Source organism: Bacteroides sp. M10, assembly GCF_014334015.1.
In the GTDB taxonomy this organism is placed as follows: domain Bacteria; phylum Bacteroidota; class Bacteroidia; order Bacteroidales; family Bacteroidaceae; genus Bacteroides; species Bacteroides intestinigallinarum.
On the sequence record NZ_CP060488.1, the window covers coordinates 3,522,982 to 3,546,009 of the forward strand.

Here is a 23,028-nt window from a genome sequence, read left to right on the forward strand (position 1 = left end):
AAATATTATCCGGCTATATTTGTCTTAGAACCCTTTCATAAAGAATTTCTAATTTCATTGCTAATAGGAAAATTCTTATATTTGCTGCAACTAATACTTAAACACAATAGTTGCAAATGGAATTTACAGAAGAGCAAATACTGTTGAGAGCTTTGTCACGAGGAGATGAGAAAGCTTTTGAGGTTTTGTTTATGCGTTATTTCCCGAGGGTGAAACGTTTTATATCCGGTTTACTTCAGGATGATATAACGGCAGAGGACTTTGCACAAGATATTCTCCTCAAACTATGGCAGAAGCGTGAGGAGATGGCAAAAATCGAAAATCTGAATGCCTACCTTTATCAGACTTCCCGGAATGCTGTGTACCAGCATTTACGACATATACTTTTGGTGAATGAATATGGAGAAAAGCAACAGGAGAATCTTTCCCGTCAGCAGAATGAGGGTACGGAAAACATCGAAGAAAATATGTTTGCCGAAGAATTACTGTTGTTGATACAGCATACGGTAGAGCAAATGCCTGCCCAACGAAAAAGAATTTATGAGATGAGCCGTAAAGAAGGTAAAAACAATGATGAGATAGCGCAACTGCTTGCAATAAACAAACGGACTGTAGAAAACCATCTCACACAAGCATTGGCTGATATCCGCAAGATGCTGAAGCACTTTTATCTTTTCTAAATAAAACCACTTTCTATTGACAAAAACTCTTCTTTTATTCTCCTTTCTCAAAAAAAGTAGAAAAAATAGCTTTTAGACTGTGTGTGTATTCTATCTCGTGCATCTTATTAATAAACGGATAGAATCATGAAGAAGAAAAGCATATCAGAACTAATACATTTTTTTGTTCGCCATCCCCTGCAAAACTCCTTGCAGATGAAGTTTTGGCGTTGGCTGGTTTCTCCTGCTGATGTAGAAGATAAAGAAGAAGCTATACAGGAAGAGTGGATGAATATCATCACTGAACCTGATGAGGCCACCCGGCGTTCATGGTATGAGGTCCGGCGTAAAGCGGGACTTGCAAATCCGATAATAAAACCGCATTGGGAAATCAAATCACTTCTTCGCATTGCTTCTATGATATTAATCCCCTTATTTTCAGTGCTATTATCGTGGTATTATATAAATGATTATACTGATTCTTGCAAATTGGTAGAATATATTGTTCCCATGGGTGAACGGGGAGAATTGACTTTGCCGGATGGGACAAAGGTACAGATCAATTCGGAGAGCAGTATCATTTACCCGAAAAGCTTTCGAGGCGATACACGTACTGTTTATCTTTCCGGAGAGGCGAATTTTGATGTCCATAAGGATAAGAAACATCCGTTTATTGTCAAGACATCTTTGTTATCAGTTCGTGCTTTAGGTACGAAGTTTAATATACAGGCATATTCGGAAGACAGGAAAACGACTACAACTCTTGAAAATGGAAAAGTGCAAATCAATAACCTGCTGGCACCAGACAGCTGTTTTATTCTTACTCCCGGTGAACAACTTGAATACAATCACCTGACTAAGAATTATGAAAAACGAAAAATAGATGTGATGATGGCTTCCGGTTGGACACGTGGTGAATTGAATTTTGTCGATTGCCATCTGGAGGATATTCTGAACACATTGGGACGACATTATAATGTAGAAATAAAGGCAGAACCGCATTTATACACAAATGATTTATATACCATTAAGCTTAGAAAGGGTGAACCTCTTCAAGCAGCAATTCATATTGTAACAATGACCGTCGGAGGTATGGAAAGCAAGGTCACAGACAATAAGGTTGTGATACTGACAGCTGCCTCACCGGCGAATAAGAGTAAGAAAGGAGGTACCCATCCATAAAAAGGTTGGACAAAACTGATCCTTTTGTCCAACCCGAAATAAATACCGTTATCATTTAAAATTTTAGGAAATAGTGAACCTTAAATGTAGTATTCATTTAATATACAAAAGTATGAATTTTAATTCTTATTTTACTATAAAACATACAAGTAATTTGCGTATTTTATTGTTAACCTTATTCTTTATAGTCCCTTTGGGTACTATCTATGGGCAGAATCAGTTGATTACCATTGCCGGAAAAAACATAACTTTGTTGAAAGCTTTTAATGCTATTGAAAGTCAGACTCAATTAAGCATTACTTATAGTCGGACTAAAATAGATGTGAATCGGACATTGAGTGTTGATTTTAAGAAACAAAAACTCTCTGTTGTTTTGGATAAGTTGCTCGCGGGAACGGGGTTTACTTACAAGATAGAAAAAGGGTATATCGTTCTGGTTCCCGTACCGGTAAAACAAGAGCAAACGGAAGCAACTTCGAAAAAGATACAAGGAGTGATTGTAGATACGAATGGAGATCCGGTGATTGGTGCCAGTATTCAGGAGAAAGGAGTAGTCGGGAAAGGTACAGTGTCTGATTTGGATGGAAAATTTAACCTGTCAGTTGCGTCAAATGCTGTATTACTGATTTCATATATCGGTTTTCAGTCTCTTGAAGTAAAGGTGGGAAATCGGACAAGCTTGTCTTTGGTATTAAAAGAAGATCATCAGTTGCTGGATGAAGTAGTCGTTATCGGTTATGGAACAATGGAGAAACGTGCTGTGACCAGCTCCATTACTTCCATATCTTCAAAAGATTTAGTGACTGGATTGGGAGGCTCTACCATTGCGACTGCTCTGAAAGGAAAAATCTCCGGTATGAATGTTTCCGAAACTTCCAGTCCGAATGCCTCTGCTAGTTTCCAGCTTCGTGGGGTAGCTTCCATCAATGCTTCTTCTTCCCCTTTGATTGTGATAGACGGAATTCCCGGTGGTGATTTGCGTTCTATCAGTCAAGAAGATATTCAATCCATTGATGTTTTGAAGGATGCCTCTGCAGGTGCTATTTACGGAACAAGAGCAGCCGGTGGTGTCATTCTCGTGACTACCAAGAAAGCGAAAGAAGGTCCTATCACATTATCATATACAGGCGAGCTGTCCACCGAACAAGTTTCCAGAAGACCACAGGTTCTGGATCGCGATGCTTTCGTGAGGTTCGGTGTAGGAACAGATTTGGGAGCGTCTACCGATTGGTACGGTGAACTTTTAAATGAGGGAGCACTTTCCCAGCGCCATGTTGTCACCCTTTCGGGAGGGGGACATACAGCCAGAATATATGCCACTATTATGGCACAGGATCAGAAAGGTATTGCGATAGGCGATAATCGTAAAGATTATTCGGGGCGTATCAATGCAAACTTTAATCTTCTCAATGACTTGCTGGAAATAGGCTTACATACAGAATATCGTGAAGCACATCGGGATCAGCGGAGCAGTAGTTCCTGTTTCGACATGGCATTGAAGATGAATCCAACGGAACATGTTTATGATAGTACTAGTGAAACAGGCTATAATGTTTTGGTTGGTGGCAGTGAATATTACAATCCATTAGCGGAAGTTATGCTCAAGCAGACGGATAATGTTGATAAATGGCTCAAGGCGGATGCTACGGTAAAGCTCAATCTGCCTGCCGGATTTTCGGCACAGGCCACTCTCGGCTGGGAAGATCGCCAGTATCAACAGACGCATTATGTATCCGCATTACACAGAACGTCTTTGAATGGAAGTTATAAAGGAAAGGGATTTCACGGATATAGTAAAACAGTCAATGTTTCTTTTGAACCTACCATTAATTTCATGCGTGTTTTTGCAGAAGACCATACGGTTAGTGCGGTGGCCGGATATAGCTATTGGGAAAACAATTCTGAAAACTTTGATATGTCTAACTTCGATTTCCCTGTGGATGGAGTAGGAGCTTGGGATATGGGAACAGGCAGTTGGCTTTCTGATGGAAAAGCAGCTATGTCTTCTCACAAATATCCTCGTGAACGTCTTATCTCCTTCTTTGGTCGGGCGAATTATAGCTATAAAGACCGCTATATGGTTACCGGAAGTGTTCGTCATGAGGGATCTTCCAAATTTGGAAAGAATCATCGCTGGGGAACATTCTGGGCTGTATCAGGTGGATGGCGTATATCCAATGAAGCCTTTCTGCGTGATGTCAGTTTTCTTGATGACCTCAAAGTACGTGTCGGTTATGGTGTGACGGGAAATAACAATTTCTCTGCAGGAGCATCCACAGCCATGTACTCCTCCAATTCAATGTGGCCTTATAACGGTACATGGATCACTTCTTATGGACCGGCTCGTAATGTCAATAATGACTTGCATTGGGAAAAGAAAGCAGAGCTTAACATCGGTTTGGATTATGCGTTTCTGAATAATCGGCTCTTTGGAAAGTTCGATATATATAAAAGAAGAGTTTCCGGAATGTTATACAATATCAATGTACCCAACCCTCCTGCCGTTTACGAGAAAACGACCATGAATTATGGTAATCTTGAGAATACCGGATGGGAGTTTGAGATTGGCGGAGTACCTGTTAAAACCAAAGACTTTAACTGGACAACTACCATGCGTCTATCCCATTCTTCTTCCAAAATCACCTCTTTGTGGGGGAATAATACTTACCAGGATCGTGTAGGATTCCCGTCACCGGGAACGAACGGATCAGCCGGAAGAATTGAAGCAGGAACAAAGATCGGAAGCTATTATATCTGGAAATATGCCGGTATCACGGATAATGGAAGATGGCTTCTGTATGATAAGAACGACAATGTGATTCTTAGCGATAAGAAGACCTATGATGACAAGCGGTACATCGGTAATGCTATTCCTGCATTGATGGTATCGTGGGATCATACCTTCACTTACAAGAACCTCTCTTTAGGTATTAACCTGCGTAGCTGGATTGATTTCGACGTGTTTAATACCATAAATATGTACTATGGACTTTCTGAAGTAGCAGGCCAGAACGTTCTTCGCAATGCGTACATTGACAACCGGCACATCAAAGAAGTAAAGCAGCTTTGCGATTACTGGCTTGAGGACGGCACTTTCTTAAAGATAGACGCCATTAGTCTGGGATATTCTCTTAACATGAAAAAGTGGCAGAAATATATAGATAAGATTGATCTTTACCTGACCGTCCGGAATGTGGCATGTTTCACGAAATATTCAGGACTTAATCCGGAAGTGAATGTCAACGGACTGGACCCTGGTTATGAATGGTTTAATAATATTTATCCTGAAACTCGTAGATATACCGTTGGTATGAAAATCCAATTCTAATAGTAAAGTACCTATAAACTAATAAAATGATATGAGACGAAATATTTTAATCATTATCTCCTTCCTCACCCTTCTGGTGTCATCCGGTTGTACAAATCTGGATGAGAAGTGGTATTCCGAAGTCACTCCGGACACTTATTTCACGTCTAAGGAAACTGTCTATTCTTTCTTGGTACGCTCTTTCACACATTGGCGTTGGTTTCACGGATTCGACCGTGCCATTCTTCAAGAATGTACAACAGATGAGATGTGTGTCACACAAAAAGGAATACATTACAATGATGTCAGATATTCCCAACTGCAGCATCACGACTGGACACCTCTTCACCCCAACAACGAAGAAACCTGGCGTGGGGTAGGCATGGGAGTGGCAATGGCTTTAGCTTGTAAGGAAGACTTATCCGGTGTGGATTATGTATCACTGGGCATGACGGAAGAATTAAAAGCAGATCATCAGATGCAGCTTCAGACATTGGTTGCCTATTTTTATTTGCGGGGACTTGATTTCTATGGGGGTATGCCTATTTACCGACGCTCTACTACCGAGGAAGTTCCTCGTTCCACTGCACGCGAAACTTTTAATTATGTGGAAGAACTGTTGCTTGCCGCTATTCCCAAATTAGAGAAGAAAAGAGCAGATATGCTGGAGGAAGGCTATTTACGTCAAGGAACTGCCGCCACCCTTCTTGCTCAATTATATTTTAATGCGGAAGTCTACATAGGAGAGAGTCGTTTTGCTGAATGTGCGCAGGTCTGCCAGGATTTATTAGATGGCAAATATGGTTATTACGAATTGGAGGAAGACTGGTTCGGTCCTTTCACTTTCGACAATAATAAATCCAAGGAAGTAATGTGGTCTGTCCAGTCGCAATATGCAAAAGGCACTTTGTTTCAATGGCAGTTCGAACGCTATAATCATTATAATGCAAAGAACTATTTTGATCTAAGCGGCTATTCTTCTACTAATGGTATGCATCTTCAGCCGTCTCTTAAACCCAATGGCGATCCCTATACGGATAAGCTTGGGCGACCTTTTGCCAAGTTCAATAATAAAGATCTTCGTAAAAAATTGTACTTGTATAAAGGGAATGGAAAATATGAAGGAATGTTCCTTTATGGAAAATTACAGCGTACATCAAGAAGTGGCACAGAGGTGAAGTGTACGGGACTGTACGAATATCCGGGTGAGGTTCTTGAATTTGTCGATCAGGTGGCACAATTCAAGAAAGTGAAAGACGGAGAATATTCTTCAGTGAATGAGCTTCCCTCCAATATAAGTACTGGGGAAGAGAATTCCGGAATACGTTTGTGCAAACTACCGGTTCCCGACAATATCGACAAAACTATTGCTTTTAATTCAGATTATCCGGTTATTCGTTTTGCTGAAATCTATTATATGCTTGCTGAATGTAAATATAGAAGCGGCTATAAAAAGGAAGCAGCCAATCTTTTCAATGAAGTGCGTAAACGCAATTTCGAGAATAAAGCCGATCCTGATCCGGTGACCGAAACGAATATCGACAAGTACCGGATTCTTGATGAGTGGATGGTCGAGTTTCTGGGTGAACAGCGTCGTCGTACCGATCTTCGTCGTTGGGGGTTGTATACAACAGGTTCTTGGTGGGATCATAAGCCTACTAACGACGATCATTATGAGCTTTTTCCTATTCCGGAAAAGTCAATTTCTGTCAGCAATGTCTTGAAGCAAAATCCGGGATACGGAGGCGGTAATGAAATGACTAAAGAAGAAGCCGGTATCTATAGTGTGAAACAAATCGATTGATCAACTATTAAAGAATAATATAATGAATAGCAAGATATTTTTTTTAGGAGCCATCATGTTGCTGCCTACATTCGCAAGTTGCCAACAAGAAAAGCCTTTTCCTGATGATGCAGTAGATAAAGTGTATGAATACCTTCCGGAGTGGCAGGCAGGCTATTTGGATATTCATCAGATTAGTACCGGAAGAGGTAATGCAGCCTATCTTATTTTTCCGGATGGGACTACCATGTTATTGGATGCAGGAGATTTAGGAGTACATTCAGGCACACAGGAAATTATGAAAGCAGTGCCTAATGATTCTAAGCGACCTGCCGAATGGATTGCTCAATATATAAAACATTTCTCATTGCCATTAAAAAATAACGGAGCACTTGATTATGCCTTGCTCACTCACTTTGATACGGACCATATCGGACAGAATGGAAAACTGGCAATCGAAAAAGTAGGACTGGATTACAAACTTACCGGAATCACTCATGTTGGTAATCTTCTCAATATTTCCACTTTGATAGATCGTGGTTATCCTACTTATGATTATCCGACAGCAGCTAAAGTCTCTGGTGCTCATATCTCAAACTATAAATTATATGTTGCCGCTCGTGACAGGGAAGGTAAAAAGAATGAGGGATTTGTAATAGGAAGCAATAGTCAGATCAAACTTTTGAAAGATCCGGGCTCTTATCCTACATTTGAAGTACGTAATATCGTGGGTAATGGTAAAATTTGGACAGGTAGCGGAACAACAGCCAAAGAGCTTGTGCCTTCTACAGCCTCTTCAAGTGAACAGTTGAACGAAAACCGTTGCAGTTGTGGAATTCGTATCACATACGGTAATTTTGATTATTTCTCCGCAGGAGATATTCTGGGCGTAGAAAAAGCACCGGAATGGTTTGATATAGAAACGCCGGTAGCCAAATTGCTTGGTGAAACGGATGTGGTTGTTGCCAATCATCATGCTTATTCTGATGCTATGTGCGATACCTACATTTCCCAAGTGAAACCACAAGTCTATGTAATTCCCGTATGGGATTACTATCACCCTCAACCGGCAACGTTGAGCCGGATGCTGTCTCAAACTCTTTATCCTGGTGAACGGTCGGTTTTTGCTGCCGGTATGGTAGACAGTAACAGGAGCAGACTGGGTGAAGACGGCTTGAAGATAAAGCCTGCCGGACATGTTGTTACGCGTGTTTATCCGGGTGGAGAGAAGTTTCAGATCTTTGTATTAAATGATCGGAATGAAGCTTATGAGATACTATATAAAACAGGTGAGATTAAATCTAATAATTGATGGACATGAAAATTAAAGATTCAATAGCCTGGACAGCTTTTCTGGCTGTGATGGCAATCATAATGTTTCCGTCATGCTCTGACGAACATGAAGCCGGTATATTGGAAATAACAAATAATGAGATTATTCTTCAGGCGGAAGGTGATCCGGTTCAGGTGGAGGTGAAGTCCAATACCGAGTGGCGAATTGATTTTGTAGAATCAACCTGGTTCTCTACGGATATACGTGGAGCCCAGTCATCAAGAACTTATTTCACTGTGACTTATGATGAGAATATCAGTGATTCCGAACGTTTCTGTGATATTCGTGTGTTTACGAAAGATGGTAAGACTGCGGATGTAATCAAGATAAAACAATTATCCCGTTATCCATTTATTGTTCCTGCCAGTGATAAGATGGAGCTGTTTACTAAAGGAGGTGAATATGAAATGGAAATCTCTACCAATGTGCCCGAAACGGATATCGTTATTACGCCAACGGTGAACTGGGTGCAGGAGTATAGGATAAGTGATGGAAAGCTTTATTTTAATACGGAAACAAATTCACAATCACCCCGTACAGGAAGTATTGTGTTGAGTTATGACGATCAGTACCAGCGTAAGGTTACGGCTACCATTAATCTCTCGCAAGCATATTCTGAATATGCGAATGCGGAACTTGTCAGTTATCCAACCGTACATGGTTATGCTGTCGGTGGAATTACTAACAATGTATATGTTGAAGGAACCATCGTAGCCAATGGCACTTCGAAGAACTTCCCGAGCAATCGCTATGTCATTCAGAATGAGGCAGGAGAGACAGTTGTGTTTGAGTCCGAATCTTTAATTACGTTTGCACAATTTGCCAAAGTGTCATTGTGTCTGAAAGATGGAACGATAAAAGAAGAATCAGAGGGTAGCTTTACCTATAGACTGATTAGCGGTATTACTGCTGCCCACGTAATCAGCTCGGAACTTTCTACCTTCACAATTCCTGAAAGAACGATTGCTGAACTTACGGATAATATGGTATTTAGTCTTGTGACCCTGAAAGATGTCGAGATTGCATCTCCGGTAGGTGCATTCACTAATTTCAAGACTACTGACCCGGGAGCTGCCGATCGTAAGATTAATAAAAACTATTGGGTAGAAAAGTTCCCTGCATATTACAGATACTATCCGACCTGTATAAGAGATAAAAACGGTTCTAATACATATATGCTTACTGCGTTTGAAGCTCCTTATGCTCACGAAACACTTCCTAAAGGTTCGGGAAGCATAACAGGAATGGTGGCGAAAGTGAAACTTACAAATTTCGACATCTCTGAAAGCCGGTTATGTATTCTTCCGCTTAACAGAGAAGATATTAACATCAGTGATATAAACGAGATCACTTCTGTGCTTGTAGAATGGGATTGTAATGTACCCGATTGGAAAGAAATAGGCTCTTCTACTTTTACGGATTACCATCCTACGGGTGGCGAGGCATCGCAGGCGAATGCTCTTCTTAGCAAAGACGGAAATAAACATTTCCAGCAAACTTATGCAGACTATATACTGGGATTCCAAGATGATTTCAGAGGAGATCTTAACCTTAACACGACCGACGGATACTATGGCCGTATGCGAGGAGGTGCTTTTAATAGTAAACCTTGGTCTACAAGTTCATATTTCTACGTAGATAAAGTATCGACAGTAGGTATTTCTACATCCCTGTCTCTTCAGGTTGAAATGAATGCAAGTTGGGGAGGAGGTCCTGTCGCAGTGGTCGAATATGCTTATTCGATGAACGGTGAATGGATTAAAGTAGATAATTCAGAGTTTACCATTCTGGGACAGTTTGATAGAACGGCTGCAGGCGGACAGACGGAGAAGAACATTCCGGGTTATAAAGTCTATGACTTTAAGTTGCCGGATGCCTTATTGAACCGTGATAATATTTGCATCAGATTGCGACCGGTCAGACTTCCGGCAGGGGTATCCAGCTTCATGCCGCTTAGACTTGCTAATATCTCAATCAAATACAACAAATAATCAATAGGGAATATATATAAAATAATCGGAAGCAATAAAGGACATACCCTGATTGCTTCCGATTATCTTTTTATATGGATCTTGAACGATCTCTATTCAAAAAGAACGGTGTCTTATTTCTCCAACAATTCTTCTTTATTTTTCCAATAAATCCTTTAAGAAGTCATCCAACTCTTTATCCAACCCTTTCAGCAATTCATCATTCACCAGTATGGTATCGTCGTCAATCAACAACAATTCTGCTACGGTTTCTTTCTCTTCATCTACCAAAACGAAAGAATAAGGTTTCAGAATAGTCACTTTGTCGAAATCTCCGGCATCCTTCATTCTACAAAGAATGTTGCGAAGAGAAGGTTCCACGTTTTCAAGGAAATCATCCCCTTCATAAGTAGTCCATTCTTCGATCATGATGTTTGCCAGTTCTTCATCATCATCGTTGTAAATATTAAGTTGTCCCGATGCCTGATCCGGTTGGAGATGGATATCGGTTACGACTGTTTGTTCACAGCTACATACATATTTAGCGACTGCCTTTTGGATAGCCGATTCGATAATAGATAATGATTGTTGGCTCAATTTCATGGGTTCCTTCTTTTTATAAGTTCAAAGGTATAAAAAAAATAAGATTTGATACACAATTTCCTTAAAAATCATCATTAAATCGGCTCATTTGCAATTTTAACTTGGGTAATTGAGCATTTCTCTCCTTCAGTTCAGCTAAATACAAAGTAGTGAGATAATAATTCGGCACATCATCAATGGTAGCTTGAGGGCTATCTGTGATGTTCTTTTTATCTATTTTCTTGGCTAGTTGTTGTGCCTTTTCTGCCCATTCTTCCGCTTTAGCCAAACTATCTTTCATTTCGTAGTAAACAGCGATATTGAGAGCTGCCCGCATTTTTTTCTTTTGGTTCTTGGTACCTTCGAAAGCCTGACGCCAAAGTTCGTATGCGTCATCCCATGAATTTTCGCGTACATAAATGGCAGCGTCACGCATAGGAACCGAACCACCAGTATAAAGATACCGTGTTCCTTTTTTCCAGATGGGTACAAGGTGTTTTACCGGAACCGTTCCTGCGAATGCTGCCGCTTCTTCCAGCATCTGCTTGTCGGGAATCATGCGAGTGGCGGCTTCTATGGCTGTACCTCCAAACTCTTCCCAAAAAATGCTATCAGTAGGGTGGAGCGTAGTCATCGGCCTGCTACGTTCGGGAAGATAAACTTTCACCGTGGGATAAACTTTCACGTCTACCGCTCCTTGAAAGCAGTTGAACTCATCCAGATAACGGACGGTCTTTGTTGCTTTGAGTTGCAGGTTTTCCAGTGCAATGATGAAGTCCACTCCCAGATTAGAAGCCAGTTGACGCACTTCCTCCTGGCTCAATGTACTTTCGCGGGCCAGTTTATCATTGGCGCGTAAGGCAGAATCACAGATAACCACTTCATCGAAGTAGTTCTGCTGTGCAATTTCTTCTGCCAGTGATTCAGTGGCTGTCTTAGGATCTCCATTGGCATAAGCCGTTGCACGACTTATCAATGATGTACCTTCTTTAATTTTTTCAGTCTCTGTTATCAGTTTATTATCCGGGGCATCGCTGGTGTTATTTACAATAGCTACTTTCCGGAGTTGCGGAGGAAAGCTCAAGTCGGCAGGTTGCAGATAATCAATGGGAATCTGTTCCAGACTCTGGCAGCTACCCAGAGTCAGCAGGAATAAAACGATGAAAACCAGTGAATAAGATTTTGCCATAGTTTTGTTCTATTTAGTAATTTGAACAAAAGTACAACTTTGGAAGAATAAAAGAAAGTCTCAAACAGTTTTTAACCGTTTGAGACTTTCTTTTATAAGTTGAATATAGAGAGACTATGCCATAAAGCACATTATCCTACAATTTCCAACCTTTAATTTTTAATTATTAATTAATCAAAGGTTCTTTCCGTGGCAGTTTTTATACTTTTTGCCGCTTCCGCATGGGCAAGGATCGTTACGACCTACTGTTTTCTCTGCACGAATCGGTTCACGTCTCTGTTGTTCACGAGTATCCTGACTTGCAGCAGCCTGCTGGTTCGGATCACTCAAATCTTCTTTGTTTTCGCGATATTTGCTCATATCCTGACGTTGTTCGGGAGCAGCCTGACGCACTTCTACACGACGTGCTGCTGATTCGTCCGGAGCTTCCTGTACAGGAATTTGTCCACGCATCAAGATAGATATAGTCTGGTTATTGATTTTGTTCACCATAGCGTCAAACAAAGTCACAGATTCCAGTTTATAGATCAATAGCGGGTCTTTCTGTTCGTAGCTTGCATTCTGTACAGAATGTTTCAGCTCGTCCAGTTCGCGCAAGTTTTCTTTCCATGCTTCGTCGATTACGTGGAGCAAGATTGATTTCTCGAACGATTTCACCACTTCTTTAGATTCCGATTCGTAAGCCGCTTTCAGGTTACAAGAGATATTATACATCCGTTTACCGTCTGTAATAGGAATCAGGATGTTTTCGTACATGTGTCCCTGGTTTTCATATACCTGTTTGATAACCGGATTAGCGATCTGTGCCAGACGTTCAGTTTTGCGTTTGAAGTTCTCCATAGCAATGTTGAAAGTCTTTTCGGCCAACTTATCTTTCTTCTCGTTACGGAATTCTTCTTCAGTGAACGGAGTTTCCATTGCCAATGTCTGGAGCAATTCCATCTGGCAACCTTCATAATCGTTGTTCTCGATAGCGTTGGCGCAACGGTCCCAAATCATGTTCACGATATCCATACCGATACGTTCACCCATCAAAGCGTGACGACGTTTCGTATAAACCACCGTACGTTGCTTGTTCATTACGTCGTCATATTCCAACAGACGTTTACGAATACCGAAGTTGTTTTCTTCCACTTTCTTCTGTGCACGTTCGATGGAGTTGGAAATCATCTTGTGTTCGATCATTTCGCCTTCCTGGAAACCGAGCTTGTCCATTACACTGGCAATACGGTCGGAAGAGAACAGACGCATCAGGTCGTCTTCCAATGACACGAAGAATACAGAAGAACCCGGGTCACCCTGACGTCCTGCGCGACCACGCAACTGACGGTCTACACGACGGGATTCGTGACGTTCCGTACCGATGATGGCCAAACCACCCGCAGCTTTCACTTCCGGACTTAACTTGATGTCGGTACCACGACCAGCCATATTGGTAGCGATGGTTACTGTTCCGCTCAAACCGGCAGTAGCAACGATGTCCGCTTCTTTCTGGTGCAGTTTGGCGTTCAATACCTTGTGCTCGATATGGCGCATGGCAAGCATCTTGCTCAACATTTCGGAGATTTCTACCGAGGTAGTACCCACCAATACCGGACGTCCTGCTTGAACCAATTTTTCGATTTCCTCGATAACAGCTTTATACTTTTCGCGTTTTGTCTTGTAAACGCGGTCGTTCATATCCTTTCTTGCAATCGGACGGTTGGTCGGGATCACGACTACGTCCAATTTGTAGATGTCCCAAAGTTCGCCTGCTTCCGTTTCAGCAGTACCGGTCATACCGGACAGTTTGTGATACATACGGAAGTAGTTCTGCAAAGTAATCGTTGCAAAGGTCTGCGTAGCAGCTTCCACTTTCACACGTTCCTTGGCTTCGATAGCCTGGTGCAATCCGTCAGAGTAGCGGCGACCTTCCATGATACGGCCTGTCTGCTCGTCTACAATCTTCACCTGTCCGTCGATCACTACATATTCATCATCTTTCTCGAACATGGTGTAAGCCTTCAACAATTGATTGATGGTGTGTACACGTTCCGATTTGATGGCATAGTTTGTCAGAAGTTCATCTTTCTTTTCAAGCAGTTGTTCGTTAGTCAGATGTTGGTTTTCCAGTTCCGAAAGTTGTCCGGCGATGTCCGGAAGAACGAACAATGTCGGGTCTTCAGAGTTACCGGTAATCAGGTCTACCCCCTTGTCTGTCAGGTCTACACTATTCAGTTTCTCGTCGATCACGAAATACAGCGGATCAGTAACTTCATGCATACGCTTGTTGTTCTGTTCCATGTAGATTTCTTCCGTCTTGAGCATACCTGCCTTGATACCTTGTTCACTAAGGAACTTAATCAAAGCCTTGTTTTTCGGCAATGCCTTGTGGCTGCGGTATAAGGCGAGGAATCCTTCTTCCACCTCTTTCTTATCGTTGGATGCAATCAGTTTCTTGGCTTCGGAGAGATATTTGGTAGCCAATACTTTCTGTGCTTCTACCAGACGTTCTACTAACGGACGGAGTTGTTCGAACAATTGGTCGTCACCTTTCGGTACAGGACCGGAGATAATCAACGGAGTACGGGCGTCGTCAATCAATACCGAGTCGACCTCATCGACGATGGCATAATTGTGCTGACGTTGTACAAGGTCTTTCGGGCTGATAGCCATGTTGTCACGCAGGTAGTCGAAACCGAATTCATTGTTTGTACCAAAAGTGATATCTGCCAGATATGCCTGACGACGTGCGTCGGAGTTCGGCTGATGACGGTCGATACAATCTACGCTCAAACCGTGGAACATATAAAGAGGACCCATCCATTCGGAGTCACGTTTGGCGAGGTAATCATTCACGGTAACTACGTGTACGCCGTTTCCGGTCAATGCGTTGAGGAATACCGGGAGTGTAGCCACTAATGTTTTACCTTCACCGGTTGCCATTTCCGCAATCTTACCTTTGTGCAGAACGACGCCACCGAAGAGCTGTACGTCATAGTGAACCATGTTCCATACAGTATCGTTACCACCGGCTATCCAGTGATTCTGGTAGATAGCTTTATCACCTTCGATACGTACGAAATCTTTCGTAGCAGCCAGTTGACGGTCGAAGTCGGTAGCAGTTACAACAATTTCTTCGTTTTCTGTAAAACGCTTGGCAGTAGCCTTTACGATAGAAAAAGCAACAGGCAGCACTTCGTCCAGTGCTTTTTCATATTTTTCCAGAATTTCTTTTTCTATCTTGTCGATTTGTGTAAAGACTTCTTCGCGGTCTTCCAGTTCGAGAGTTTCAATGCTTGCCTTCAACTCTTCCACTTTCGCACGTTCGGCAGTAGCCGATTCATGGATATATTTTTTGAGTTCTTCCGTTTTGGCACGGAGGGCGTCGTTGTCTAGTTTTTCAATCTCCGGGTAAGCAGCTTTGATCTTTTCCACCCAGGGCTTGATTTCTTTCATGTCTCGTGTGGATTTGTTTCCGAAAATCGAGCTTAAAAATTCATTAAATCCCATGTTATATTATTTAGTTTATTATTTATTTCAATTTCAACGCGGATTAACGCAGATTTACGCAGATTAAAGGAAAGATTAAACTGGATTTTTTTTATCCGCGTAAATCTGCGTTCATCCGCGTTGGGGAATCTTTATATCAAGAAACCTCCGCAAAGTTACATTAAAATGCTGATTTATTTATGTTTTGCTCCCTGTTTTTGTGAGTGAATTTTTACCGCAGGTCGGTAATAGGAGCAGAAGTACAGGCGTTGGGAGCCCGGATGCGCATGAAATGTGCCAGTGTAGGCGCAATATGGTCAATGGTTACAGGTGTCTGGATAATGGCCGGTTTCACGGAATGTCCCATGAAAATCAGCGGTGAGGGAATATAGGAATGACGTACCACTTTATTGTCTCCGCCGTTCTCGTTGACGATAGTCCATCCGGGGAGGACGTCGATTATGAGGTCACCCGAACGTTTGCGGTGGTAGCCGTTACGTATTTTGTAGATTTCCGGAGTCCATGAACCCAGTAATAGCCGGTTAGCCGAATAGGCTTCGTTCACTCCGCTGAACTGCATCAGGAATTCTGCTGACTTTTGTTGGATCTCTGCCAGATTCAGTTCTTTCTTTTCCAATAACTTATGATTCAGATAAATCTGCTGGTTATGGTGAGCTTCCACATACTTTCCTTCGCCATACGTAGCCATCAGGTACATATTCAATAGAGCCGCACACCGGTTGAGATAAAACTCTCCGCCGGGAACCTTGTACAATCCCGAATCAGGTGATTCGCTGTCTATATATCCGGTGGAAGTGACGAAAATAAGCACATTTTGCAGTCCTACTTTCTTATCAAGCACTTCGAGCAGGTCGGCAATGCTGCGGTCAAGACGCACGTAGGTGTCTTGTATTTCCATGGCACATTCCTGTACAGATTTGTGCGCATAGTTTCCGGCATAGTAAGTGAGTGCCAATAAGTCAGTAATGTCATCCATGCCGATGGAACTTTTGTTCAATGCTTCTTCGGCAAGCGCATTCACTTCATCATTCACAAAAGGGCTGGCGATGAAGCGGCGGTATTTATTACTGCGGTCATCATCGAATTTATATTTGAAGAGCATATCCCGCCAATCTGGCAGGAAAGTGTACATGCCCCGCGGAAATATGGGTTCCCATGTCATACCGGCAATACGGAAATCGATCGCTTGACGGTCGTTATATTGGCTTGCCCACCACGGAAACTCTCCATAATAGGTGGTTCCACTCCATTTTCCGGTATTGGGATTGAGCCAGAAAGCTGCATTTCCGGCATGTCCGGCTGCAAAAAGTGCGGCATCGCAATCAGGTGCAATGGCATATACGAGTCCTTTGCCTTGTGTCGCTATTTTAAGCTCGTCGGCAATGGTTGAAGTCAGTAGTTTGGTGGGGGCGACAGTCTGGTCGGTGTAATACCCCATAAATGCCGTGTCGTCTGTGCTGTTGACGGGGCGGAGGGTAGAGGCATCCATCCAGCGTTGAGAAATAATTCCGTTCATGGAAGGCGTCGTACCGCTATAAATAGCCGCTATGGCAGAAGCGCGGTCTATACCGCAGAAGGTATATTCGGCGTTATGGAACACTCTTCCCTCTTTCCAAAGACGTTTGAAGCCTTTCTCACCGTAGAGTGACGAAAAAGCTTCCAGATAGTCCGTACGTAATTGGTCAATCGTCAGCCCTACCACTAATTTAGGGGCGGCAGGCAGTGACTGGGCTTGTAGCCCGGTGAAAGTCAGTACGGTGATGAGGGAAGTTAGTAGTCCTTTCATTATTTCTTTTTAGATGTCACAATCAGATTGCTCGCTGAACGTATCAGCAAAACGAGTGCCAAAGGTACAACAGCAAAGTCAAATCTTTGCGGAATTACAGGAAAAAACACTATAAAAAGTGTTAAAACCACCAGATTCAGGGCTAAATACCAACATTTCTTCCCTTTTCGGACACAATATATAATGTATGGCAAGAAAAGAAGTTGTCCCGGATGGAATACCAATAATAGGAAATTGGAGCTGACTGCCGGGTGTTGGGAGAAGAGTGCGAGAAATGCAAGGACACATCCCACTATACCTGCTATACCAAAAAGGAAGAGGTCGATTCCCCATAATCCGGTTCTCCGGCGGATTCCATAGATGGTGGCGGCGGCTGTCAGTATAAATAAGAGTAAGGAGCATTGAAGCGGAGTGGGCATCCAGCCGCTTTCATCCGGTTCGGGAGTGGCATCGACTGCCAGCTCGTTGGCCGTTATGAGTGGACGCTGGATAGAATCGCTTTTAATTTGTGCACCGTCGAAAGCATCCATCAGGTAGAAAGGGGCAAACATCATCTGACGTTGTGTGATGGGCTGGTCGGCTTCACTTCCGATGCAGAGATCAATGCCGAAACGTGCCCACGGATGTCCTTTGCAATACTGGTGTACAATGTCGCGGAAAGTGAGGGAGCCATCCTGCGGTTCTGCGGGATAAATCACTTTTCCTGCAATGCTTTCTTCTATCTTGTCCCGGGGGCGGGTAGCACAATTATCGTAAAAGAAATTATAACGGTACACCCGGTTTTCCGGACGATAATTTTCTTGTAATAACCGGATTAGTTCTGTTTTTTCTTCATCGGTCAGATTCAGCGTTTGCTGCCATACGCTGCGTCCGAAAAATGCGTATTCAGCTGCAAAACGTTCATAATCCGTTGCCCCCAGTTGGTAGTCTGTTTCTCCGAGCGAGAAGCGGAAGATGAAGTTAGGAGTGTTGAAACTGAACAATCCGTAGTTGAATACAACGTCAATCCCTTGTGAAGGATTTTCGTAACGGATGGCAGTGTGTCCGAACAGGGAATATATTTCCTCTCCGGGGGCACAAGTCAACAGGCTCAAACGGATGGAGTCGTTGTTGTTGGCAGATGCTTGTCCGGTGGGCAGAAGCAACAGGAAGAAGGAGAGGATGATGTATGAGAAAAACCGTTTCATTAGCTGGTTCGTTTTATTTCGGTGGCAAATATAGAAAGAATAGTTGGATTCGGGAAAACGGAGCCTTTATTTTATCAGAATAGAGGCTCTATATGGCTTAAACAGAGGCTCTGTTTTCTTTAAATGGAGCCTCTGTTTGGGTGGAATAATGTTTTTGCTTGAACGGAAAATTGATTACAAAATAGTGGAACACTTTTTGGAACGCTGTTTTTCTCTTGTAATCTATTGCTTATTAGCTGTTTATGATGTAATAAAAAAAGACTGCCGAACGCAAAGTGGAATACATAATAAACAATAAAAGATAATTGATCTATTTAAAAATAGATAGTTCGATTTTTTTGTTTTTGTGGATTTCTAAAATGAAAAAAGAAGATAATTCCTCTTCTATGCTTCAACTTTTCTTTTTTTACTTTACCTTTGCGCCCGCTAAAGAACCAAAAGAGTTGAATTTAATAATCGACATAGGAAATACAAAGGCAAAGATTGCTTTCTTCGACGGCGGAGAAATTGTGGATGTAGTAGCTGAATCCAATCAGTCGCTGGATTGCTTGAAGGCTTTTTGTTCCCAATATCCGGTTGAACAGGGGATTGTGGCTACTGTCATTGATTTAAGCGAAAAGGTATTAGCTGATTTGGCAGCTTTGCCATTTCCTTTGCTCTGGCTCAATCATCAGACTCCGCTTCCGGTTGTCAACCTGTACGAAACTCCCGAAACATTGGGATATGATCGTATGGCTGCCGTAGTGGGTGCTAATGAGCAGTTTCCTCATCGGGATATATTGGTGATTGATGCGGGAACTTGCATTACTTATGAGTTTATTGACTCAAAGGGTCAGTATCATGGCGGTAATATTTCTCCCGGTATGCAGATGCGTTTCAAAGCACTTCATCAGTTTACGGGGCGTTTACCTCTGGTAGACACCAACGGGCGCAAACTCCCGATGGGACGGGACACCGAAACGGCTATACGTGCCGGAGTGATGAAAGGGATGGAATACGAAATTTCAGGTTATATTGAGTCTATGAAGCATAAATATCCTGAACTTTTGGTTTTTTTAACGGGCGGAGATGATTTTTCTTTTGATAGCAGCGTAAAAAGTATCATCTTTGCAGATAGATTTTTAGTGTTGAAAGGATTAAATAGAATTTTAAACTATAATAATGGTAGGATTTAAACACACACTTTGTGCGCTTTTGCTCACGATGGTTACCGGAATGGCAATCGCTCAAAATAATACAAACTCTCCTTATACACGATATGGCTATGGCGACTTGTCCGATCAGAGTTTCGGTAACAGCAAGGCGATGGGGGGAATTGCTTTTGGACTTCGGGATGGAGCACAGATCAATCCACTGAATCCTGCTTCGTATACAGCCATTGACTCATTGACGTTCATTTTTGAAGGGGGCGTCAGTCTGCAAAATATGAATATTAGCGGTAGTGGTGTGAAACTGAACGCTAAAAATTCCAGCTTTGACTATCTGGCTATGCAATTTCGTTTGCATCCGCGGATAGCGATGAGTATCGGATTATTGCCGTTCTCCAATGTGGGATATTCTGTGTCGGATACACAGACTGCAACAGATCCGAATACCGGTGCTACGGCTGATTATGCCAGAAGTTATACTGGTGATGGAGGTTTGCATCAATTATATGCCGGTTTGGGTGTGAAGGTTCTTAAAAATCTTTCGGTAGGTGTGAATGCTTCTTATTTCTGGGGAGATATCAATCGTACACGTGTTGTTTATTTTCCAAGTGTATCAGGTGCTTATAATTATAATCACCAATCGGTTGCATCAGTATCGAGTTATAAACTTGATTTTGGAGCACAATATACATTGGATATTGATAAAAAACATTCAGTGACAATTGGAGCAGTATATTCTCCGGAGTTGAAACTGGGTAATGATTATAGTGTAACGACACAAATGGTATCAAACTCTACGGGTACAGCGGTTTCTACTACCACCTTGAGTCCGGATGCTACATTTAAAGTGCCTAATACATTTGGAGTCGGATTTACATATAACTATGACAAACGCCTGACTGTTGGTCTGGATTATAGTTTGCAACAATGGTCAAAAACGAAATTTGACGTAAATACACCAGATGAAGCTGTACGTGAAGACTTTAAAGAGACATATACGTATTGCGACCGTCATAAAATATCAGTGGGTGCGGAATACATTCCTAATTTGATGGGACGTTCCTATTTATCCCATATTAAATACCGTCTGGGAGCTTATTATACGACTCCGTATTATAAGATCGGCGGCAAAGAGGCTACCCGTGAATATGGCGTAACTGCCGGTTTCGGTCTGCCTGTGCCCCGTTCCCGTTCCATTCTTAGCATCAGCGGACAGTTTGTTCGTATCAGCGGACAGGAAGCGGCTTTTGTAAATGAAAATATCTTCCGCGTGAGCATCGGATTGACCTTCAACGAACGTTGGTTCTTCAAACGCAGAGTGGAATAATGAGATGAATAAATGTGAGAGAGAATAGACGACTATATAATAACAACTAAAATTTAGATACAATGAAAATTAAAACGCTTGTGGCTATGTTGTTCCTTTCGGCAGGGGCAACCACTGTGGTAGCACAGGATGCGACTAACTGTAACTCGAACAGTAGCATCTCGCATGAAGCTGTGCGTGCAGGTAATTTTAAAGATGCGTATACTCCTTGGAAAGCTGTGTTGGAAAACTGCCCGACGCTTCGTTTCTATACTTTTACTGATGGATATAAAATTCTGAAAGGCTTGATGGGACAAATCAAGGATAGGAATAATCCGGAATATCAGAAATATTTTGATGAATTGATGAATACGCATGATTTGCGTATCAAATACACAGATGAGTTCTTGGCTAAAGGTACAAAAGTGTCTTCTGCTGATGAAGCTCTGGGTATCAAAGCAGTAGATTACATTGCTTTCGCTCCGAAAATTGATGTTAATCAGGCTTATCAATGGTTGAGCCAGTCGGTAAATGCTGTAAAAGCTGAATCTGCTGCCGCTACTATCTTCTATTTCCTGCAAATGTCTTTGGATAAACTGAAAACAGATCCTAACCACAAGGAACAATTCATCCAGGATTATCTGGCTGCTTCTGAATATGCTGATGCTGCTATTGCCGCTGAAACGAATGAAGCAAAGAAGAAAAATTTGCAAGGTATCAAAGATAATCTGGTTGCTTTGTTTGTAAACAGCGGAACTGCTGATTGCGAATCACTGCAAAATATCTATGGACCGAAAGTGGAAGCTAACCAAACGGACTTGGCTTACTTGAAGAAAGTAATCGACATCATGAAGATGATGAGGTGTACTGAAAGCGAAGCTTATCAACAGGCTGCTTTCTATGTGTACAAGATAGAACCTAGTGCAGATGCCGCTACCGGATGTGCTTACCAAGCATTTAAGAAAGGTGACATTGACGGTGCTGTAAAATTCTTCGACGAAGCCATTGGATTGGAAACTGACAACGTGAAGAAAGCTGAAAAAGCATACGCTGCCGGAGCTGTATTGGCTTCTGCCAAAAAACTGTCTCAAGCAAGAGCGTATTGCCAGAAAGCTATCGGGTTCAACGAGAACTATGGTGCTCCATATATCCTGATTGCCAATCTGTATGCAATGAGTCCTAACTGGAGCGACGAGTCAGCTTTGAACAAGTGTACTTACTTTGCAGTAATCGACAAACTGCAACGTGCAAAACAAGTAGATCCGAGTGTAGCTGAAGAAGCTAACAGCTTGATCGGTAGATATTCTGGTCATACTCCACAGGCTAAAGACTTGTTTATGTTAGGTTACAAGCAAGGCGACCGCATCACTATCGGTGGTTGGATAGGAGAGACTACAACGATTAGATAACCGTATGTTGCGAAAACGAAGACACCGTTTATTGCATAAAAGCATGAGCATAACAATCACCTTTGGGGTGGTTGTTATGCTTCTTTTATTATCTTCCTGTGGTGGAAAGAAGAAAGCTATGGGCGAGGCTATCACAGAACGTGATTCTCTTCCGGTGATGACAACATTGGGAGTCACTACCCTTATTTCCGATTCCGGAGTGACACGCTACAGGGTGAATACGGAAGAATGGTCGGTATACGATCGTAAGAAACCATCCTATTGGGCCTTTGAGAAAGGTGTATATCTGGAACAGTTCGACTCTATCTTTCATATAGAAGCCAGTATTAAAGCAGATACTGCCTACTATTATGACAAAGAAAGGCTTTGGAAGCTGATAGGGAATGTAGATATACAGAACCGGAAAGGAGAGCGTTTTAATACGGAACTGCTGTACTGGAACGAAGCTACCCAAAAGGTGTATTCCGACAAGTTTATACGTATTCAACAACCGGATCGAATTATTACAGGGCATGGATTCGACTCGAACCAGCAAATGACCATATATACCATCCATAATATCGAAGGTATTTTCTATGTGGATGAGGAAGCGGGTGGTCCGCCCCAACCGGAAACAAAAGCGCTGCCGGATTCAGTGCAAAAAGATTCAGCGAAATAGGCGAAGTACTCAATCGTACATCGTAAATCGTCTAATC

Annotated in this window: 15 protein-coding genes; 10 read left to right on the plus strand and 5 right to left on the minus strand. The window is 42.3% G+C overall.

The annotated features are described in order from the left end of the window. Nucleotides 1-116 precede the first annotated feature (116 nt). The 6 genes from H8796_RS12390 (at nucleotide 117) to H8796_RS12415 (ending at nucleotide 10,255) form a co-directional block, all read left to right on the plus strand. Entirely contained in the window at nucleotides 117-680 is a 564-nt protein-coding gene (locus tag H8796_RS12390; protein WP_117936524.1) for an RNA polymerase sigma-70 factor, read from the plus strand. Nucleotides 681-806: 126 nt separating this feature from the next. Further along, complete coding sequence (locus tag H8796_RS12395; protein WP_117936526.1) at nucleotides 807-1,841, plus strand: FecR family protein; 1,035 nt, start codon at nucleotides 807-809, stop codon at nucleotides 1,839-1,841. A gap of 112 nt (nucleotides 1,842-1,953) precedes the next feature. Then, on the plus strand, nucleotides 1,954-5,169 hold the full coding sequence (locus H8796_RS12400) for a SusC/RagA family TonB-linked outer membrane protein (protein ID WP_117936528.1): 3,216 nt from the start codon (nucleotides 1,954-1,956) through the stop codon (nucleotides 5,167-5,169). A gap of 31 nt (nucleotides 5,170-5,200) precedes the next feature. Beyond that, nucleotides 5,201-6,952, plus strand: a complete 1,752-nt coding sequence (locus H8796_RS12405; RefSeq protein ID WP_117936530.1) for a RagB/SusD family nutrient uptake outer membrane protein — start codon at nucleotides 5,201-5,203, stop codon at nucleotides 6,950-6,952. 22 nt (nucleotides 6,953-6,974) lie between these two features. Further along, the gene (locus tag H8796_RS12410; protein ID WP_061448077.1) at nucleotides 6,975-8,243 is read left to right on the plus strand and encodes a ComEC/Rec2 family competence protein; all 1,269 of its coding nucleotides are present in this window, start codon (nucleotides 6,975-6,977) and stop codon (nucleotides 8,241-8,243) included. Continuing rightward, nucleotides 8,243-10,255 carry a DUF5689 domain-containing protein gene (locus tag H8796_RS12415; RefSeq protein ID WP_117936532.1) on the plus strand — a complete coding sequence of 671 codons (2,013 nt, stop codon included), beginning with the start codon at nucleotides 8,243-8,245 and terminating at the stop codon, nucleotides 10,253-10,255. The genes H8796_RS12410 and H8796_RS12415 overlap by 1 nt, the downstream gene beginning before the upstream one ends. Nucleotides 10,256-10,390: 135 nt before the next feature. On the opposite strand, the gene H8796_RS12420 is transcribed toward H8796_RS12415, so the two are convergent. The 5 genes from H8796_RS12420 to H8796_RS12440 all read right to left on the minus strand — a co-directional run bounded on the left by H8796_RS12420 (nucleotide 10,391) and on the right by H8796_RS12440 (nucleotide 18,470). Further along, nucleotides 10,391-10,837: a hypothetical protein gene (locus tag H8796_RS12420; RefSeq protein WP_117936535.1), complete on the minus strand. Its 447-nt coding sequence runs from the start codon at nucleotides 10,835-10,837 to the stop codon at nucleotides 10,391-10,393. Nucleotides 10,838-10,898: 61 nt separating this feature from the next. Then, on the minus strand, nucleotides 10,899-12,005 hold the full coding sequence (locus H8796_RS12425) for a DUF6340 family protein (protein WP_117936537.1): 1,107 nt from the start codon (nucleotides 12,003-12,005) through the stop codon (nucleotides 10,899-10,901). 174 nt (nucleotides 12,006-12,179) lie between these two features. Next, on the minus strand, nucleotides 12,180-15,497 hold the full coding sequence (gene secA, locus H8796_RS12430) for a preprotein translocase subunit SecA (protein WP_117936539.1): 3,318 nt from the start codon (nucleotides 15,495-15,497) through the stop codon (nucleotides 12,180-12,182). Between the two features lie 211 nt (nucleotides 15,498-15,708). Beyond that, nucleotides 15,709-17,283, minus strand: coding sequence for an alkaline phosphatase family protein (locus tag H8796_RS12435; protein ID WP_117936541.1), 1,575 nt, complete (start codon nucleotides 17,281-17,283; stop codon nucleotides 15,709-15,711). Next, complete coding sequence (locus tag H8796_RS12440; RefSeq protein ID WP_117936543.1) at nucleotides 17,283-18,470, minus strand: DUF4105 domain-containing protein; 1,188 nt, start codon at nucleotides 18,468-18,470, stop codon at nucleotides 17,283-17,285. The genes H8796_RS12435 and H8796_RS12440 overlap by 1 nt, the downstream gene beginning before the upstream one ends. Nucleotides 18,471-18,856: 386 nt before the next feature. On the opposite strand from H8796_RS12440, the gene H8796_RS12445 reads away from it, so the two are divergent. The 4 genes from H8796_RS12445 to lptC all read left to right on the plus strand — a co-directional run bounded on the left by H8796_RS12445 (nucleotide 18,857) and on the right by lptC (nucleotide 22,991). Beyond that, on the plus strand, nucleotides 18,857-19,645 hold the full coding sequence (locus H8796_RS12445) for a type III pantothenate kinase (protein ID WP_187343993.1): 789 nt from the start codon (nucleotides 18,857-18,859) through the stop codon (nucleotides 19,643-19,645). After that, nucleotides 19,632-20,945 (plus strand): outer membrane protein transport protein, encoded by a 1,314-nt coding sequence (locus H8796_RS12450; protein ID WP_117936545.1) that lies wholly within the window; start codon nucleotides 19,632-19,634, stop codon nucleotides 20,943-20,945. Before H8796_RS12445 ends, H8796_RS12450 begins: the two co-directional genes overlap by 14 nt. Before the next feature lie 62 nt (nucleotides 20,946-21,007). After that, on the plus strand, nucleotides 21,008-22,333 hold the full coding sequence (locus H8796_RS12455; RefSeq protein WP_009039714.1) for a hypothetical protein: 1,326 nt from the start codon (nucleotides 21,008-21,010) through the stop codon (nucleotides 22,331-22,333). A gap of 43 nt (nucleotides 22,334-22,376) precedes the next feature. After that, nucleotides 22,377-22,991, plus strand: a complete 615-nt coding sequence (gene lptC / locus H8796_RS12460; RefSeq protein WP_117936546.1) for an LPS export ABC transporter periplasmic protein LptC — start codon at nucleotides 22,377-22,379, stop codon at nucleotides 22,989-22,991. Nucleotides 22,992-23,028 lie beyond the last annotated feature (37 nt).

Excerpts from the sequence above, each read along its gene's own strand:
- H8796_RS12390 (WP_117936524.1), top strand. The coding sequence starts at position 117 with ATGGAATTTACAGAAGAGCAAATACTGTTGAGAGCTTTGTCACGAGGA.
- H8796_RS12395 (WP_117936526.1), top strand. The coding sequence starts at position 807 with ATGAAGAAGAAAAGCATATCAGAACTAATACATTTTTTTGTTCGCCAT.
- H8796_RS12400 (WP_117936528.1), top strand. The coding sequence starts at position 1,954 with ATGAATTTTAATTCTTATTTTACTATAAAACATACAAGTAATTTGCGT.
- H8796_RS12405 (WP_117936530.1), top strand. The coding sequence starts at position 5,201 with ATGAGACGAAATATTTTAATCATTATCTCCTTCCTCACCCTTCTGGTG.
- H8796_RS12410 (WP_061448077.1), top strand. The coding sequence starts at position 6,975 with ATGAATAGCAAGATATTTTTTTTAGGAGCCATCATGTTGCTGCCTACA.
- H8796_RS12415 (WP_117936532.1), top strand. The coding sequence starts at position 8,243 with ATGGACATGAAAATTAAAGATTCAATAGCCTGGACAGCTTTTCTGGCT.
- H8796_RS12420 (WP_117936535.1), bottom strand. The coding sequence starts at position 10,837 with ATGAAATTGAGCCAACAATCATTATCTATTATCGAATCGGCTATCCAA.
- H8796_RS12425 (WP_117936537.1), bottom strand. The coding sequence starts at position 12,005 with ATGGCAAAATCTTATTCACTGGTTTTCATCGTTTTATTCCTGCTGACT.
- secA (WP_117936539.1), bottom strand. The coding sequence starts at position 15,497 with ATGGGATTTAATGAATTTTTAAGCTCGATTTTCGGAAACAAATCCACA.
- H8796_RS12435 (WP_117936541.1), bottom strand. The coding sequence starts at position 17,283 with ATGAAAGGACTACTAACTTCCCTCATCACCGTACTGACTTTCACCGGG.
- H8796_RS12440 (WP_117936543.1), bottom strand. The coding sequence starts at position 18,470 with ATGAAACGGTTTTTCTCATACATCATCCTCTCCTTCTTCCTGTTGCTT.
- H8796_RS12445 (WP_187343993.1), top strand. The coding sequence starts at position 18,857 with ATGCTTCAACTTTTCTTTTTTTACTTTACCTTTGCGCCCGCTAAAGAA.
- H8796_RS12450 (WP_117936545.1), top strand. The coding sequence starts at position 19,632 with ATGGTAGGATTTAAACACACACTTTGTGCGCTTTTGCTCACGATGGTT.
- H8796_RS12455 (WP_009039714.1), top strand. The coding sequence starts at position 21,008 with ATGAAAATTAAAACGCTTGTGGCTATGTTGTTCCTTTCGGCAGGGGCA.
- lptC (WP_117936546.1), top strand. The coding sequence starts at position 22,377 with ATGAGCATAACAATCACCTTTGGGGTGGTTGTTATGCTTCTTTTATTA.